This is a genomic window from Archangium sp. (assembly GCF_045802675.1).
Classification (GTDB): Bacteria; Myxococcota; Myxococcia; order Myxococcales; family Myxococcaceae; genus Archangium.
In genome coordinates this window covers 154,619-171,264 of the sequence record NZ_JBJMQO010000137.1, presented here as the reverse complement: position 1 = coordinate 171,264, position 16,646 = coordinate 154,619, and the positions used below count along the sequence as shown (strand labels likewise).

Annotated in this window: 10 protein-coding genes; 3 read left to right on the top strand and 7 right to left on the bottom strand. The window is 67.0% G+C overall.

Annotated elements, in window-relative coordinates; all coding sequences use genetic code 11:
* A partial coding sequence (locus ACJ8AN_RS38285; protein WP_407760560.1) for a protein kinase domain-containing protein occupies positions 1-3,130 on the bottom strand: 3,130 nt, incomplete at its 3' end.
* A gap of 440 nt (positions 3,131-3,570) precedes the next feature.
* Between ACJ8AN_RS38285 and ACJ8AN_RS38280 the strand changes: the two genes are divergently transcribed.
* Positions 3,571-7,506, top strand: coding sequence for an Ig-like domain-containing protein (locus tag ACJ8AN_RS38280; RefSeq protein ID WP_407760559.1), 3,936 nt, complete (start codon positions 3,571-3,573; stop codon positions 7,504-7,506).
* A 412-nt stretch (positions 7,507-7,918) separates the two neighbouring features.
* Positions 7,919-9,220, top strand: a complete 1,302-nt coding sequence (locus ACJ8AN_RS38275; protein WP_407760558.1) for a hypothetical protein — start codon at positions 7,919-7,921, stop codon at positions 9,218-9,220.
* Positions 9,221-9,311: 91 nt separating this feature from the next.
* Here ACJ8AN_RS38275 and ACJ8AN_RS38270 read toward each other — a convergent pair whose 3' ends face one another.
* The 4 genes from ACJ8AN_RS38270 to ACJ8AN_RS38255 all read right to left on the bottom strand — a co-directional run bounded on the left by ACJ8AN_RS38270 (position 9,312) and on the right by ACJ8AN_RS38255 (position 12,603).
* A complete protein-coding gene (locus tag ACJ8AN_RS38270) occupies positions 9,312-9,884 on the bottom strand; it encodes a hypothetical protein (protein ID WP_407760561.1) in 573 nt (190 codons plus the stop codon).
* 142 nt (positions 9,885-10,026) lie between these two features.
* Positions 10,027-11,208 (bottom strand): Dyp-type peroxidase, encoded by a 1,182-nt coding sequence (locus ACJ8AN_RS38265; RefSeq protein ID WP_407760557.1) that lies wholly within the window; start codon positions 11,206-11,208, stop codon positions 10,027-10,029.
* Positions 11,209-11,341: 133 nt separating this feature from the next.
* The gene (locus ACJ8AN_RS38260) at positions 11,342-12,430 is read right to left on the bottom strand and encodes a hypothetical protein (RefSeq protein ID WP_407760556.1); all 1,089 of its coding nucleotides are present in this window, start codon (positions 12,428-12,430) and stop codon (positions 11,342-11,344) included.
* 8 nt (positions 12,431-12,438) lie between these two features.
* Complete coding sequence (locus ACJ8AN_RS38255; protein ID WP_407760555.1) at positions 12,439-12,603, bottom strand: hypothetical protein; 165 nt, start codon at positions 12,601-12,603, stop codon at positions 12,439-12,441.
* Positions 12,604-12,924: 321 nt separating this feature from the next.
* Here ACJ8AN_RS38255 and ACJ8AN_RS38250 point away from each other — a divergent pair, with 321 nt between their 5' ends.
* Positions 12,925-13,851 (top strand): transporter, encoded by a 927-nt coding sequence (locus ACJ8AN_RS38250; RefSeq protein WP_407760554.1) that lies wholly within the window; start codon positions 12,925-12,927, stop codon positions 13,849-13,851.
* A gap of 40 nt (positions 13,852-13,891) precedes the next feature.
* On the opposite strand, the gene ACJ8AN_RS38245 is transcribed toward ACJ8AN_RS38250, so the two are convergent.
* Positions 13,892-15,058, bottom strand: coding sequence for an aminotransferase class I/II-fold pyridoxal phosphate-dependent enzyme (locus ACJ8AN_RS38245; protein ID WP_407760553.1), 1,167 nt, complete (start codon positions 15,056-15,058; stop codon positions 13,892-13,894).
* A 42-nt stretch (positions 15,059-15,100) separates the two neighbouring features.
* Positions 15,101-16,600, bottom strand: a complete 1,500-nt coding sequence (locus ACJ8AN_RS38240) for a class I SAM-dependent methyltransferase (RefSeq protein WP_407760552.1) — start codon at positions 16,598-16,600, stop codon at positions 15,101-15,103.
* Positions 16,601-16,646: the final 46 nt, after the last annotated feature.

Here is a 16,646-nt window from a genome sequence, read left to right as displayed (position 1 = left end):
GCAGTGCCTCCGAGGCCTGCGCCAGGCTGCGCTGCGGATCCCTCCCGTGCTCCAGCTCGAAGGCCGCCTGGGTGTGATGAACCATGCCCAGGTTGGCCCGGGGAGTGGGGTGGGTCGGGGCTTGCTCGATGGCTCGCCGGAAGAGCTCCGCGGCTTTTCGCACGCTCGGGCCTGGCTCCTCCCCAAGGGCACGCAGGTAGCTGGCGCGCCGCGCGTGCACCTCGCCCAGGTTGTTGATGGCGAAGACCAGCTGCGGGCCCATGGTGAGCGTCTGGTTGAAAGCGGCCAGGGCCTGGTCGAGGAGCGGGAAGGGCTTGCCGCCGCGGTCCCACTCTTCCTGGGCCTGCTGGAGCAGGACCTGACCCACCCCGTTGTGGAGGTGGGGAGTCGCGGGGCTGATGGCGATTCCCTCGCGGTACTGTTCGAGAGCCCTGATCAGCATGGGTCGGGCATCCCCCCCGCGCGCCCGGCTGCGCGAGGCCATCTGCTCATCCACCTGACCCGCGTAGAAGTAGGGCACGAAGTGCTGGGGATTCAGTGCCTGTGCCTTGTCGAGCGCGGCCCGGGCCCGCTCCAGGTCCTCGTCCGGAGCCGGGTTGCTCGGATGCGAGGCGCGCAGGAAGTACGTGCTGCCGAGGTTGAGCCATGCGGGTAACTGGCGCTCGTCCAGCTGGAGGGCCTGGCGGAAGGACGCGATCGCCTGGCCCTGATGGGGCTGGGGGTCCACGCCGCTCTGGCCCTCGTACTCCGCCCAGACCTTGAAGACCAGGCCGAGGTTGAGGTGGAAGTCGTAGTCTCGCGCCTCCGGGGCCAGGCTCTCGAAGGCCGCCGCGGCCTCGCGGAGCTGCTCTCGTGGATCCTGGTTGCGATCCTGCCGGTTCTGCCCCCATTGCCAGAAGATGCGTCCCAGCTCCAGCCGGGCCTCCTGTCGTGAGGGCTCCAGGGCCAGGGCGGCCCGCGCGGAGGCGAGCGCCTTCTGGAGGAGCTCCTGCACGTCCTTGCCCTGGCGCGAGTGGTGCTCCGCGAGACGACGGTGGAAGCGCGCCTCCAGCAGCTTGGAGTCGTAGTGGTCCGGTGCGACCGCGAGAGCGCGCGCGACCGCCGCGAGGCCCCGCTCCACGGGCGGCAGGACGTCGCCCTGGGCGTAGAGCTCCATGAGCACCACGGCGAACTCCAGCTCCGCCAGGGCGTAGTGGACGTCGGGGACACTCTCGGCGATGGCGGCGGCGCGAGCATAGGCCTGGCGGCCCGCCTCGAAGTCGGCCAGCGCCTGCTCACGCTGGCCCTGGTTGGCGTACTGAGTGGCCCGGGCCAGGAGGATGTCGCCCCGGAGCTTGGGGGCCTCGTGGAACCAGGGCAGCCTGTTGCCGAGGGAGTCGAGCCGGGCCAGGGCCTCGTCGAAGCGGCCCTCGTAGAAGGCCAGGAGTGCCGCCATGTACTCGGTGGACGGCACGGCGCTCCCCTCGCTGCGCCGCAGATACCCCAGGGCCGGGTCGCGATAGTCACGCTCGAGGTCCCGCTTCCGGGCCTCGCGCTGCTCGGGAGAGCGCAGCCGCTCCGCTTCGAGGAGCCGCTGCTGGTAGAGGTGCCCCATCACCAGGGCGAGCGCATAGGCGACCCGGGGCTCCTGGAAGCCGTATCGCCACGCGCGCTCCAGGTACTCCCGGGCCTTCCCCTCGTCTCCCAGGGCGAGGAAGCCTCTTCCCAGGGCATAGTTGCCCGGCCCCACCGCCGACTCCCCGGCCTGCCGTATCCGGGCGTCGAGCTCGTCCATGCTGGCCCGGAGGCGCTTCCTGTCATCGCGTGTGTCGTGAGCGGGGGAGAGGGCGGAGTAGCGGGCCTGGGCCTCGAGATGCTCCACCTGCTCGGTGAACTCACGCGCCAGGCGCTCGCGCCACGTCACCTCGCGGCGGGCCAGCCCCGCCTGTCCCAGGGCGAGCAGCACCAGGGTGAGCGCGGCGGCCCCCAGCGTCACCAGGAGCCGGTGCTTGCGCAGCTGCTTGCGCAGCCGGTACCAGGGCCCGGCGGGGCGTGCCAGGACGGGCTCTCCGCCCAGGAACCGGTCCAGGTCCTCGGCCAGGGCCCGGGCCGAGTCGTAGCGGGCGGAGCGGTCCTTCTCCAGGCACTTGAGGGTGATGGCCTCGAGGTCCGCCGGGAGCTCCGCCTCCAGTGCGCGCGGCGGGCGGGGCTCCACGGTGGCGATGTTGTTGAGCACCTCCAGGCCGTTGCCGCCTGGAATGGGGGGCTGGCCCACCAGCAGGTGGTAGAGCGTGGCGCCCAGGCCGTAGACGTCCGCTCGACGATCCAGCATCCCCACCTCGCCACGGGCCTGCTCGGGCGCCATGTAGTGGGGCGTCCCCACCACCGTCCCGGTGACCGTGACTCCCTCCTTCCAGTCGCGTGCCAGCCCGAAGTCCATGACATAGGGCTCGAGGCGGCCGTCCTCCGTGCGTGCCACCAGGATGTTGGAGGGCTTGACGTCCCGGTGGATGAGACCGGCGCGGTGGGCCTCGTGCAGCCCCTCGGCGGCCTCCCGGAGCACCATCACCTTCTGCTCGAGGGTGAGCTGCTTTCCGAGCAGGTTCAGCGGCTGCCCGTCGACGTACTGCATGGCGATGTAGGCCCTGCCCTGGACCTCGCCCACCTCGTACACCTTGCACACGCGCTCGTGGTCCACGCGGGCCTGGGCCCGGGCCTCGGAGATGAAGCGGCGGGTGAGCTCCGGGTCGTCTTCCCGGACGAACTTGAGGGCCACGTTGCGGCGCAGCCGCGGGTCATAGGCGAGGAACACCCGCCCCATGCCGCCCTGGCCGAGGAACCGCACGCACCGGTAGCGGTCCCAGCCGGCCACCGGGAAGGCGGGGGTCTCCGAGCCGCGCCCCCGCTGGGGCGGCGAGGCCGTGGGCGTGGGGAGGTCCTCGGGCTCCCCAGGGGCTGGGAGCGCCTCACCCGGCGGCGCCCTCCGCAGCGAGGCGAGGCTCTCCGGGGAGAGCCGCCCCCGCTCCACGAGCAATTCCAGGGGGCTCCGCTCCAGGCGCAGCGCCTCCTCGCGAAGGGCCTCCACCTCCTGCGTGTGGAGGATTCCCTCGGCGAGCGCCATGCGCAGTTCCTCGGCGTGTTGCTGGCTCATCCCGTTTCCCCCCTGGTTTCGACGGACCCCGGTAGGCCGACGCGTCGAGCCCTGGTTTTCGACGCGTCGAAGCGCCGTCGCGTGGGGATGTAACCACGTCCGGAGTGGACTTTGACAAGGGAGAGCGGGCAGGCAGCCGCCTGGCACCGCCCGGACACTCGCTGGCCCGGCTCTTGAAGAGGCAGGAGGGCGCTGGCCCACGGGTCAGCGGGCATCGACAGCGGTGCCTCGGTCCTCACGAGGGAGTCCGGTTCGTGGGACCGCTCACCCTGGCCATGGGGGGCGCCGCGCGCCGCTTCAAGGCCGTCGACGTGCGGGTTCTTCGAGCCGCGCAACCGGCAGGAGCTGGAGCGTCTGACGAAGCACCGCTGGCCTGACTGTCATTGCATCCAGAGAGGGCCTGCCCACGCACGTTCGTGGCAGGAACGGGGAGGTTGCGCATGAAATACCGCCATGGGACGTGGACACCATTGCCCTGCTTGCTGCTCGTGCTGCTGCAGTCGGGCTGCGCCGAGTCCTCTCACGAGGGGGGATTGGAAGCCAATGACAGCCAGGTGCACTGGGGGCTCCCGCTGGCCGACGCCGACGCGGGTACCGACGCCGGTACCGACACCACGCCGCCGGACACCCGCATCGACTCGTCCCCAGCCCTCCGAACCCAGGAGACCACCGCCACCTTCACCTTCTCCTCGACGGAAGGCGGCGGGTCCTTCGAGTGCAGGCTCACGGGCCAGGAGTTCACCTCCTGCCGCACTCCCCAGACCTACTCCGACCTCTCCGACCGCGGCTACACCTTCGAGGTCCGTGCCGTGGACCTGGCCGCCAATGAGGATCCCAGTCCGGCCACGTACTCCTGGACCGTGGATACCACCGCGCCCGTGGTCACCATCAACACGCGCCTCAAGAACGCCAACAACGCCACCTTCGAGTTCTCCTCCGACGAGCTGGGTTCCTTCGAGTGCAAGCTCGACAGCGCGGACTTCTCCGCCTGCGCCAGTGCCAACTCCCGGAAGGGCTCCACGAGCTATTTCGGCCTGTCCGAGGGGGCACACGACTTCTTCGTCCGCGCCACCGATGGCGCTGGCAATGTCTCCGCGCTGGCGACCGACCACTGGGTGGTGGATACGTCGCCAGACACCACCCTCGGCTCGACTCCAGCGCCGGTGACGCGGGTCTCCTCCGCCACCTTCTCCTTCTCCTCGAACACGCTGAACGCCCGCTTCGAGTGCCAGCTCGACACCGAGAGCTTCAGCCCCTGCGAGACCCCCAAGTTCTACAACGAGCTCCTCGATGGGCAGCACCTCTTCGCCGTGCGAGCCATCGACGAGCTCGGGCGCGTGGACTCCTCTCCGGCCATCTCCTCCTGGAGGGTGGACACCACGGCGCCAGACACCCTCCTGGACCTGAAGCCGCCCGCGCTGACCAACAAGACCTCGGCCAGCTTCCAGTTCTCCTCTCGCGAAGCGGATGTCTTCTTCGAGTGCAAGTGTGACAACGCGCCTTTCGAGCGCTGCTCCAATTCCCCTCCCAAGACCTGCGCCAACCTGCTCGAGGGCCTTCATTCCTTCTCCGTCCGCGCGGGAGATGGGGCCGGCAACCTGGACCTCACCCCCGCCTTCCACGAATGGTGGGTGGACACCACGGCGCCCCAGGCCTTCCTCAACGGCGCGTCCACGATCGACACCCGCGCCAGCTTCTCCTTCTCGTCGAACGAGCAGGTCACCTTCGAGTGCGGTCTGGATGAGAAGCCCTTCAGCCCGTGTGGCACCACGGGCGTCTCCTACGACAATCTCGCCGCGGGGAGCCATTCCTTCGCCGTCCGCGCCATCGACCGGGCCGGCAATGTCGGCCCCGCCACGACTCCGTATTCGTGGGAGGTGGACCTCACCGCACCCGACACCCTCATCGTGTCCCACCCCGAGCTGGTGACGCGTTCCAACGCCGCCCTCTTCTCCTTTGGCTGCACCAAGGGAGATTGCTCCTTCGAGTGCAGCCTGGACAACGCCCCCTTCGCTGGCTGTGAGACCCCGCGCTCCTCTCCCGCGCTCACCGACGGGGAGCACATCTTCCGCGTGTTCTCCGTGGATGCGGGCAAGCGCAAGGACCTCTCTCCCGCCTTCTTCTCGTGGACGGTGGACACCCAGGAGCCAGAGACCCACCTGAACGAGTTTCCCCCCGAGCTGACCAACTCGCTCAGTGCCAGATTCGTCTTCTCCTCCGAGCCAGGCTCCGCCTTCGAGTGCAGTCTGGATAGCAATGCCTATGGGGCCTGTGTCAGCCCGCACCTCGAGACGCTGACGGATGGCTCCCACGTCTTCGAGGTCCGCGCCGTGGACAGGGCCCGCAACGCCGACTCCTCCCCGGCCCGATACCAGTGGAAGGTGGACATCACCCCGCCGGACGTCCAACTCAACTCGCATCCCCTGCCATCCACCAATCAGACCAGTGCCACCTTCAGCTTCAGCTCACGCGCCGCGGATGTGCGCTACTTCGAGTGCAGCCTCGATGGCAGCGAGAGTGATTGGAAATACGTCCAGTGCACGGCCCCCTTCGCCGTGGGCAATACGCCCGGGGACGAGCTGGCCGAGGGCGAGCACCTCTTCCACGTGAGGGTCACCGACCTCGCGGGCAACACCACCAGGACCGCTCAGTACCAGTGGAAGGTGGACACCACCGCGCCCAGCACCCGGATTGAAACGGACCCCCCTCCCACGTCCCCCGACTCCACCTCGGCCACGTTCCACTTCGAGGCGAACGAGCTGGGCGCCCGCTTCGAGTGCCGCCTCGACAACACGTCCTACGAGCCTTGCAACAACCCCAAATCCTATCCGGCGCTGTCGGATACCTCCCACACCTTCGCCGTCCGGGCCATCGACAAGGCGAGCAACGTCGGTCCTCCGGCCACCCACTCCTGGACGGTCAACTCCTCGGAGCTGGAGACGCGGATTGACTACCAGAGCCCGGGGCCGTTGACGCGCCTCACCGAGGCCACCTTCGTCTTCTCCGCCAACAAGCCGGTCTCCGCCTTCAAGTGCACCCTGGACGGTACCCCGCTCGCTGACTGCACCAGCCCGCGTGCGCTCACCGGCCTCACCGACGGCACGCACACCTTCCTCGTGTACGCCACCGACCTGGGGGGGCGCGTGGACAACACCCCCGCCTCCCACACCTGGGTGGTGGACACCGTGGCGCCGGAGACCACCTTCAGCCGGTGCCCGGACCCGCTGACCCGCCAGGCGACCCTCGAGTTCGCCTTCGCCCCTTCCGAGCCGGGGGCCCGCTACGAGTGCGGCCTGGATGGCGCGGACTTCATCCCGTGTCCTCCCACCCGGGAGCCCCTGGAGGATGGCTTCCACACCCTGGCCGCCCGCGCCGTGGACAAGGCGGGCAACATCGACCGGACCCCGGCCACCTGCTCCTTCACGGTGGATACGCAGGCGCCGGAGACCACCCTGGTCTCCCAGCCCCCTCCGGTGATTGGCAGCCCCTTCGCGACCTTTGGCTTCACCTCCGCGCTGGGGGCGCGCTTCCAGTGCAAGCTGGATGAGGAGGATTACGCCCCCTGCGAGACGAATCCGGTCACGTACTCCAACCTGCCGGACGGCGCCCACTCCTTCTCCGTGCGTGCGGTGGACGAAGCTGGCAACGCGGATGCCACTCCCGCCGTGTCTACCTTCAGCATCACCCCCGCGCCGCTCGCCCCCGTGGTGGAACAACCGGCCCACGACGACGTGCTGGCCACGGGGATTCCCACCTTCAAGGGCTCGGCCCAGCCTGGCACCACCGTGTCTGTCTTCGCCGATGACAAGCTCCTGGGCACCACGCGAGTGGAGGAGACGGGCCGCTGGAGCCTCGAGCCCGCGGCCCCGCTCCAGGAGGGCGCCCACAGGCTGAGCGCGACCGCCACCAATTCCAGCGCTCGCAGCAGTCCGGCCTCGCCCGAGCGGGCCTTCACCGTCGACACCACCGCACCGGAGACCGCTATCGACAGTGGGCCCTCCTCGCGGAGGACGGACAAGGGGGAGGCCACCTTCACCTTCTCGTCGACGGAGCCCCGGAGCTCCTTCGCGTGCGGCCTGGATGGCGCGGACTTCACCGCCTGCGCCAGCCCGCTCACCCTCGAGGGACTGGGCGCTGGTGCCCACCGGCTGCGCGTGGTTGCCCGGGATGTGGCGGGCAACGTGGACAAGAGCCCCGCGGAGTACTCGTGGACCTTGCGAGTCCCGCTCACCGGCACCGGAAGCGGGCTGAGCTGCGACAGCAGTGGAATGGGTGGGGGACATGGCACGGCGCTGCTCGGGGTGTTGAGTGCGCTCGCGCTGCTCACGAGGCGAGGCAAGCGTTTACCTGGAACAGGTGTCGTGCGCCGGTGGTGAGGCCGAGCAGCCTGGGGTTTCTGGGTGGATGGCGAGGTTCCCTGGTTGTTGATGCATTCAGAGAGAAGGAAACATCATGTCGTGCGACTTCTGCAACAGAGAGAGCCAACCCGGCACGTACGCTCGTCATTCTTGTCATCAATGCCGGGAGTCGTACTCGAAGTACTCGATTTGTCGTCATCACTACGACAATGGCAGATACAAGTGCTATAAATGCAATGAATATACCTGCTACGACCACTCCCGTAGATGTGAGGAATGTGAAAAATCCTTCTGCGGCCATGACATAAAAGGTCATGAGAAGGAGTGTGCCTCACGCAGATACCGTAGCCCCAGCTCCAGCCCCAGATCCAGCTACTATAACTTTAAACAAAAGACCACGAGCCAAGTATCAAACGCGTCGAACAACAACGTGGCCCCGCCGTTGGGTAGAGGTACCCCGTATGTCAATCCGGTCGCCAAAGACATGGATGGGTACAGTGCTGCGCCGGAGGTAGTGAACGTCGGATGGAATGCCGGCCGCAAGCTGGACGGACTCGCGATGGCATTGTCGGCCGCGCACTGGTCCCTCAAGGGAAGTTATCCCATTTGCGTTGCGACCGCCCTCTTTGGGGATCGCCTGGTGATCATTAGCAGCTTCGATGTCATCAATGATGAGACGTTCAACGAGCTGAACCAGATGGGGAAAGCCATCAAATGGAAAGGAGCAACAGCAGACACAGCCAAATCTACCAAGGAGCACTTCGCGGAAATCCGGAAGGTGATCGAGGAACATAAAAAAAATAGAAATGGTTTCTGGCCGGATGCCTCCAAGCTGCTGGTGAAATACAGCGAGCGAACCATCTTTAAATTGTTCAATAGGCATGATGACAATGACCCCCTTCTTCAGCACATCAAGAACTGTACATTGAGTGGAGACGAGCTACCGACGCTACAGAGTAGTCGGATCGTCTATCTAAGTTCAAATGGCCAGGGCGCCAATCGGTGTGTTCATGTGGAGTTGTTGATCCTGACCTTCTTGCATGAAAGCCTCTCGAACTCGAACTCGAACTCGAACTCGAACTCGAACTCGAACTCGAACTCGAACTCGAACTCGAACTCGAACTCGGACTCGGACTCGGACTCGGACTCGGACTCGAGTCAAGTCCCTGACTACTATCTCGGAAACAACAAGTTGGCCTGCGTGAAATGTTGGTGGTACATCCAGAAATACAACGCCTGGAAGGGCAGGCGGTGCAATGTGCTCGTGCGCGGGCACCACACCTTTGCACCGGATAAGCGTGGCTGGTGTCGGCCGCCTGGCATGGCTGAGTTCAATCAATATCTTGAGGAGGGCGGCCTCCTGACGGGTGTTGACAAGTACAGTAACGACAACAGGCGAGATTTTCAGGGGGTCGACAGCTTTCCTTCCGACAGCGAGGATGAGACGAAGGAGGAGAAAGGATGCCACTGGAGAGCGTTTGAACCGCCTCCAACAACCATCCCTCAAGCCAAACCAGGTTCTACCAATTCTACCAATTGGAATAAGGGGAGCCTCAGCCAGGGCAGACGGAATGCCCCCTCTGTCCCGCGAAGCGTCAAGGCTTCGAATACGGCGACTCAAGAATCTGCGGAGGCCCAAAAACGGAAGATCCAGGAAGGCATTCGGAAGACCCAGCACACGCAAAGCACCGACGCGAGGAACGAGGTCGTCGCCAATAGGCGCAATAAGTGAGTGGGATTGGCTTCCAGAGGAGGCAGTGCATGTGCGGCTCCGCGGGGAGCGGTGCCCTCTCCCCTGGTGGCTGAGCTCCAATGGAGGGGAGTCAGCCCGCGAGCGGCGCTGTCTCGGTCCTGGAGGCCTCTCGCCCACCCCCCTTCTTGCGCTCCAGGTACCAGCGGCGGAAGGCCAGCGTCGCCCGGTCCGTCGCCACGCCGCGCTCCTCGCCCGCCGGAGGCACCTCCACCGGGTAGCTCGACTCCACCCCCGCCTTGTCCTCCCTCACGATGACCTTGTTGAAGCGGTTGAGCAGCGGCGCGAACGGGTTGTAGCGCAGGAAGTCGCGCGAGCTCGCCAGCATCATCCGCGTGTGCGTCGCATCCACTGGCACGCACCAGATGCGCATGCGCAGCGCGCGCTTCGGCGTGTCCAGGATGGTGAGCGTCATGTCGTTGGGCCGGTGCCACTCCCCCAAGCAGGTGAGGAGGAGAGGCGCGTGACGCGCCCCCAGGGAGGAGCAGAGGAGGCGAGCGTGGCGCCAGAGGCAGGGGCGAGGCAGGAGCGGAGGAAGGAGAGGACGCCGCCAGGAGACTTTCGCGGGGCTGCTGCGCAGGACAGTCGCGGGGGACGTGTTCGCCTGCGTCAGGTGTGGAGGCAGGCGGCGGGTGCTGGCGTACATGAAGCAAGCGGGAGGGGTGCGCGCGATTTTGGAGCACCTGGGACTGCCCACGGCAGGTTCATGGGAGGGCGGCCTGGACTGGCATGCCCCTCAACACGGCCTCTCTCCTTCCTCTACGCCAGGACGTCCACCGTCGCGGGCTTCATGTCCGAAGCTCGGCGAGCCAGCGCAGAGCGCGCAGTCCGGGCATGAAGCAGTACTCGCCACCCCGTGTGACGACGAACCGCGGCAGTCCTCGCAAGCGCTTTGGAATCGGCCTCCTCGGGATGGAATACGCGCCGGTCCCCTCATGGGAACCCGCGATCGGGTCCTTCACATCGCCCAGGCCGAGGAAGTCACCGCCGTTGACCCACTCGGATTGCACGAACTCGAACTGCCGCCCCAGGTGCGCTCCGACGAAGGCGAACATCAAGCCACGCTCGACTCCGTCGTCCTCGAGGACGCCCTCGGGCAGCTCGGGCCCGTACGCCGTCCCGCGGCGGATCATCCGGTGGAGCCTGACGACACCGGCCACGGAAGCATCGCGCGGATTCGCTCGCCGGATGTGCGACGCGGGCGGCGTCTTGTAGCCCGTCGCGTCGTCCGCGAACACGAAGTCGTTGTTGCGATGCCGATCGGCGCCCAGCTCCGGGTCATCATGGAAAGGACAGAGCGCCAGGGGGGCGCCGCTGCGCCATCGCCCCATCATCTTGGCCGCCAGAAGCTCCTCTTCGTCGTGGCTGCTCGCATTCTCCTTCAAGTACTGGCGGAACGCCGCCACGCGCTGGTGGAGCTTGCGGAATACGACGTAGGTGCCATTGCGGCCCAGGACGTCGGGGCGAGGCATGGGGGGGTAGCCGCCTGTCTCGTCGAGGTAACCGAGGACGAACTCGCCCGCCTTGAAAGGCTGCTCATGGGAATTGCCGCCGGGAATACCGCTCCCTTCGACGGCGGGATACCCGATCCCATCCCTGAATCCGAAGGGCTCCCTGCCGGTGGACAGCGCATGGCAGTCCTGGCGCCAGAGCGCCTGGATGCCTGGAAGGTCCCGGAAGGTCTCGCGGGCGCGTTCGAGCGCGGCTTCGAGCTGCTCCGGGTCCGGCGAAAGGGCCGTGAGAACGACGTGGACGTCGCCCGTCCCCAGTGGGCGTTCCCAGTGCTCGGGGCTGCTCTCCCCGGTGTCTCCGAGCGCCTTCGCGCGGGCGGCCATCCCCTGCTGGAACTCCCAGGCGAAGCTGTCGAGCGAGTCCCGCGGAGCGCCCAGCGCCCTGAGGCCCTGGTAGGTGAGCGAGACGCTGACCCACGTGTTGGCCGCCGGGCTCGTGGGGTGGGCGGCCGAGGCCACGACGCTTCCGAGGCGCCCCATCAATTCCCGTCCTGCGCGTGGGTCGTCGATGCGGAGCAGGATGTAGGTCGCCGCGTACGGCGCGGGCCGGGGGCGCAGGACTCCACTCTGGATGTCGTCCAGTGCGAGCATGTCATTGGGCCGTGGCGATGTTCTTCCAGAAACGCTCCAGGCTCTCGTCGCTGCCGAACAACGTGCTGAAGACCGTGGAGTCGACCACCAGCACGTCGCCGGCCCTACCAGGCCCCGGCGGCATCCAGACCAGCGCGTTGAACTCCTTGTTTCCCGCGTTCGTGAAGGGATGCGGCCTCGACAGGTCGATCGGCTGCCGGGCCAGGACGTGGATGGAGCGCGTGTCTTCTGTCGTCAGCGCGTAGTGCGGCAGGTGCATGTGGAAGTTGAAGTTGCGGACTCCGGTGAGCCAGCCGCGCTCGTCCAGGTCCTTCACGATGGTCAACGGAGCGATTCGACTGGCCGTCGCGGTGGTCCCCGATATCCAGCCGGACTTCTCCAGGTCACTCGCGGCGGTCGACGGCGCGGTCCTGGCGGTGATGACCGCGGGGCGAAGTCCCCACTGATTCTCGACGGGAATCCCAAGTCCCTTCATCAGCGCACGCGTGTACCCACCGAAGCGTTGCTGTCTCGGCACCAGCCCATCGCCGTGGTGAAGGTATTCCATGTCGCGTTCCTTCATGACCGGCGAGTGCCCGACATCGTGGTGCGGACCGATGACGAGGCAGGTTCCCTCGCGCTCGAGGAACTCGCGAACGGCCTCGAGCTCCTCAGGAGCGGGCACCTGCTCGGTGACCATGTGATCCAGACCGAAGACGAACAGCGTGTCCGTGTCGGCGAGGACTCGCTCGTCGAGGGGAAGGGTGAAGCCCGCCTGGTCGACGCGCTGGAACATGGGGACTGCGTGCCCCGTGACCTCTTCGACGACGCGCTGGAACTTCACCCACGCCCAGAAGAACAGCTCGAGTGAACCGGCGATCCCCTGTTGGAACCTCAACGGGTCTGCCCACTGAGGCGCCTCGTAATCGGGCCAGAACACCCGCCGCACCTCGGTCATCGTCGAGAAGCGGTTGTCGAGCACCGTCAGGTCTCGATTGGCCTCTCCGGGATAGCTCCAGGCGATGTAGACGCTGACGCGCCGGCGGCCCTTGGCATACTTCCGAGCCTTGTGGTCCTGGTTGTACGTCCGTGCAGTCGTCACTTCGCCCATGGCGGCCTCTACTGCATCTGCTCGAGCATCTCGGAGAGGGCGGCCTTGATCTTCAGGGCCTTCTTGATCTCGTCGCTCGTGAAATAGGGATACTCCCCGTATTCCAGGAAGCTGGGGCACTGGTGGTCCCGAAGGAACTTGATGAACGCGGGCGTGTTCGTCTTCCAGTCCATCGGAAACCCTTCGAGGTTCTCGAAGGCGGTGTCGAGGCCTGCCTTCCGGAACAGGACGACGGCGTCCTCGGTGTACTTGTCGAATTCCGTGTCGAAGGTTTGATCTCCATATCGGAGGGTTAGGTTTGGTGGAGCCCGCTGGCAAGGGTTGGCTCTCGGAGGTCGATGGCATCTTGGACGGGACGAGTGGAAAGCAGCGGCCCAGCACCCGCCTGGCTATTTGACAGCCTGATGGGACCGCGGCCCGAGGCATTCCCTCATTTGGGCGTGCTGGCGGGAGAGCGGTTACCCGTTGGTTTGGTTCAAGAAGAAGGAGTGCAGATGTTACTGCGTTCTCTTCGAAGAGGAGCTTCGGGGCAACTCCTGTTCCTGTTCCTGCTCGTGTGTGTCGGGCCCGAGGCTCTCGCGCAGATGCAGACGCCGGTCACCGGACACTACCCTCCGGGGCAGTCGGGCCTTCGGGGCGCAAGTACGCCCGACCCGGGGTTCGCGTACACGAACTTCAGCCGGTTTTTCACCAACCTCCAGCTCGTCGGGGCATCCGGCACACCGGTGCAGGACATTGATGAACTGCGCTACGCCAACATCAGCATGTTCACGTGGACGACGGACTGGGAGTTCCTCGGATTCCGATACGGAGCGCTCGCCGGAATCCCGTTCGCGACCGGCGACCTTTCCTCACCGGCGGGCGAGTCCGGATTCGGCCTTGGAGACATCCTGCTCACGCCGATTTCCCTCTATGGCAAAAGCACCTCGTTCGACTACCAGCTCCAGTTCACGGTATGGACGCCATCGGGAAGGTTCTCGCCGGGGTCGGCCAGTAACCGCGGCACTGGCTTCTGGGCGCTCGTCTATTCCCTGGGTGGGGTCTATTACCCGGGCGGAGACCGAGCTGCGTGGAGCATCTCTGCCGTCGCGCGCATCGAGCAGAACTTCGAGCAGCGCGGCTCCGGGATCAAACCGGGCGCCGACCTCGTCGTCGACTGGGGCGCTGGTCGAATGTTTCGCGTGGCCGATCATCAACTCGACGTCGGTCTTTCTGGTTTCGGGGTGTGGCAAATCACAGCACAGGAAGGCGGGCCTCCTGGGACTGATGACGACCGCTACCGGCTCTTCGGAGTCGGACCCGAAGCCAGTCTGTCGCTCTTCGATCCGCTCACGCTTCGGGTTCGAGCACACTGGGAGTTCGCGGCCCACGACATCGTTCGCGGAAACAATCTCTGGATCATCTTCAACTATCGTTTCTAAACGACCGATCGCAATCCTCGAACACCCCTGGGCGGCGGACCTAGCCGCGGGTGACGCGCTCGATGGCCCCGAGCGCATCGGGGAAGCGCTCCGAAGACATGCCCAGGCCCAGGCGGAAGCCGTGGCCGCGCTCCAGCGGGTGGCTGCCCGAGGGGTCGCCATGCTCCATGGAGCTGAGCGGCAGGACGAACACGCCGGCCTCGTCGAGCGCCTTCAGCTTCGCCTCGAACTCCTTGGGGCCCGCGGCGCCGCGCACGCCGATGCAGGTGACGAGGCCCCCGGCCGGGGCCACGCCGTACACGCCCTGCGAGCGCTCCAGGAAGGAGGAGAGGATGTGCCGGTTGCGCTTCCACTCCTCGCGGGCCTGGCTCAACGCGGGGCTGCCGAGGTCCTTGAGCACCTCGTAGGAGATCCACTCGCTCACCGGGTTGACGGTGTGCGTGGTGTAGTTCTTCTCGTTCTGCATGCGCGAGAGCATGGCCGTGTCGCCCACGCACCAGCCGATGCGCAGGCCAGGGCAGCCCAGGCACTTGATGAAGGAGCCGGTGACGAAGGTGCGGGCGCCGGGGCGGTACACGGTGTCACCGAGCACCGCGCTCTCCGAGGAGAGGAAGCGGTAGTGCTCGTCCCCCACGAGCGTGGCGCCGGACTGCTCCGTCCAGCGCAGGACGCGCTCGAGCAACGCCGGGTCCAGCACCAGCCCGCTCGGGTTGTGGGGGTTGTTGATGACGACGGCGTCCGGGGACTCGCGCTCCAGCAGGGAGAGCCACTCGTCCGCGTCGACGGAGGGAACGCCGCGCGAGTCCCAGCGCATGGGGAGGCGGACGATCTCCGCGCCCTGCTGCATGGGCAGCTCATAGAGGAGCTGGAAGGCGGGCCAGGCGAGGGCCACCTTGCGAGGTTTGAGCTGGCGGAAGAGCAGCAGCAGGGCCTCGCTGGTGCCGGTGGTGATGAGGACGTTGTCGCGGGTGGCGCCGGGGTGCATGGCGGCCACCAGGTCTCTCAGGTCCGCGCGGCCCCAGTTGGGACTGTCGCGCAGCGAGGTGGAGAGGAACGTGTCCATGGCCTGCAGGTGGCTGACACCGGAGCCGGTGAGCAGCTCGCCCACGGTACGGGGCCGGGCACCGGACTCCCCGAGGTTGTAGCGCGCGGTGAAGCGCGAGCGCTCGAGGTAGTCCTCCATGAAGAACGAGCGGAGCAGTTCCATGTCTCTCCAGAAGCGGAAGCGAAGAAGGTCGGGAAGAGGGAGTCAGCGGGAGGGAGCGGCGTCCGGCCAGGAGACGTCGCCGCGCGAGGCGATGACGACCTGCTGGATGGGCATCTCGAAGCCGCGCGAGGACGTGAGGCCCACGGGCTCGAGCAGCCGCCGGAAGTCGGGCATGGAGAGCACGTCGCCCTCGTTGGACACGTAGCGGCGCAGCGAGAAGTAGAGCGCGTCCAGGGGACCGTCACGCCGGTCGGTCAGCAGGTAGCCCGAGATGACGAGCAACCCCTGGGGACGCAGCGCGCGGGCGAGCTTCTCGAAGAGGCGCGGCAGCTCCTCGGGAGGCAGCGCGGGGATGACCTGGGGCAGGAGGATGACGTCGTACTGGGACTCGCCGTAGTCCACGGAGAGGCAGTCGCCGGCCCAATAACGCGCGCGCCCGTCCAGCTTGAGCTTCGCGATGTTGGGCTTCACCTGCTCGAGGACGTGCTCGGAGTCCAGGTAGGTGACGTGCACGGTGGGGCCGGTGAGCGCGAAGGCGGCGCCCCAGACGCCCGAGCCGGTGCCCACGTCGAGCACGCGCGCATTGTCGAGCGGACGCATGGAGGCGACGAGCTCGGCGGCCTTGCGGCCCAGCTTCACGTGCGAGGCGAAGATGCCGGTGATGCGCGAGGCATTGCGCTGGTAGATGCGCTTCGCCGCTTCGGGGTCGCGCAGATCCAGGCGGAACCGGGCCTGGGTGACGGCCTCGTCCACGTGCCCGAAGGCCTCCCAGTAGTCCATGGTGGCCGGGAAGGCGCGCTGGAAGTACGGCAGGCTGCTCGCGTCGAGGGAGCGGCCGGCCAGCTCGCTGAAGCCGAAGGCCTCGCCCTCGCGCCGCACGAGGCCCATGGACTCGAGCACCCCGAGCAGGACGCGCAGCGCCTCGGGCTGGGAGCCGGTGGCCTTCGCCAGCTCGGCGAGCGGCCGGGGACCGGACACGAGCGCGTCCAGCAGGCCCACCTCCCCGCTCGTCACGAGCGCCTGGGTCCGCAGGAAGCCGCGAGCGGCGCGGTCCTCGTAGTCCGCGGCGGAAGGGCTGAGCGTGGGCGCGCGGGGCTCCAGGAAGGCCTTCCGGAACCACCCGAGCAGGTCGCGGGACTGCCCCTGCCACTCCACGGGAGCACCGGAGCGGACGGCTTCGGGCAGCTTCGCGGACACGAGCCACCAACTCCGGGCCTCATGCATACGGGCGGTGAAACCGGCGTCACGCAGGAAGGAGCTCGAGGCCGGGAGCGAGTACCCCCTGCCCTCGTCGAAACGGACGAAGCCGAGCCCCACCAGCGGCTCGATGACGGAGCGGGTGCCGCGCACGGTGCCGCCGATGCGCTGGGCGAGCGCCTCCAGGGACACGGGCGCGGCGGAGCCCTCGTCCGGGAGGTGCTCGAACAGGCCGAGCGCGAAGGCGCCCAGGAGCGCGGCGGACTCGTTGCTGGCGTCGCGAGCCCAGAAGTTGAGTTGTTGGACGAACGCGGTCTGGGAGGATGCGGGGGAAGACTCCGCCAAGACGGACTCCTCGTCGGTGGGGGGAGCCGGAGTATGGCCCAGGTGG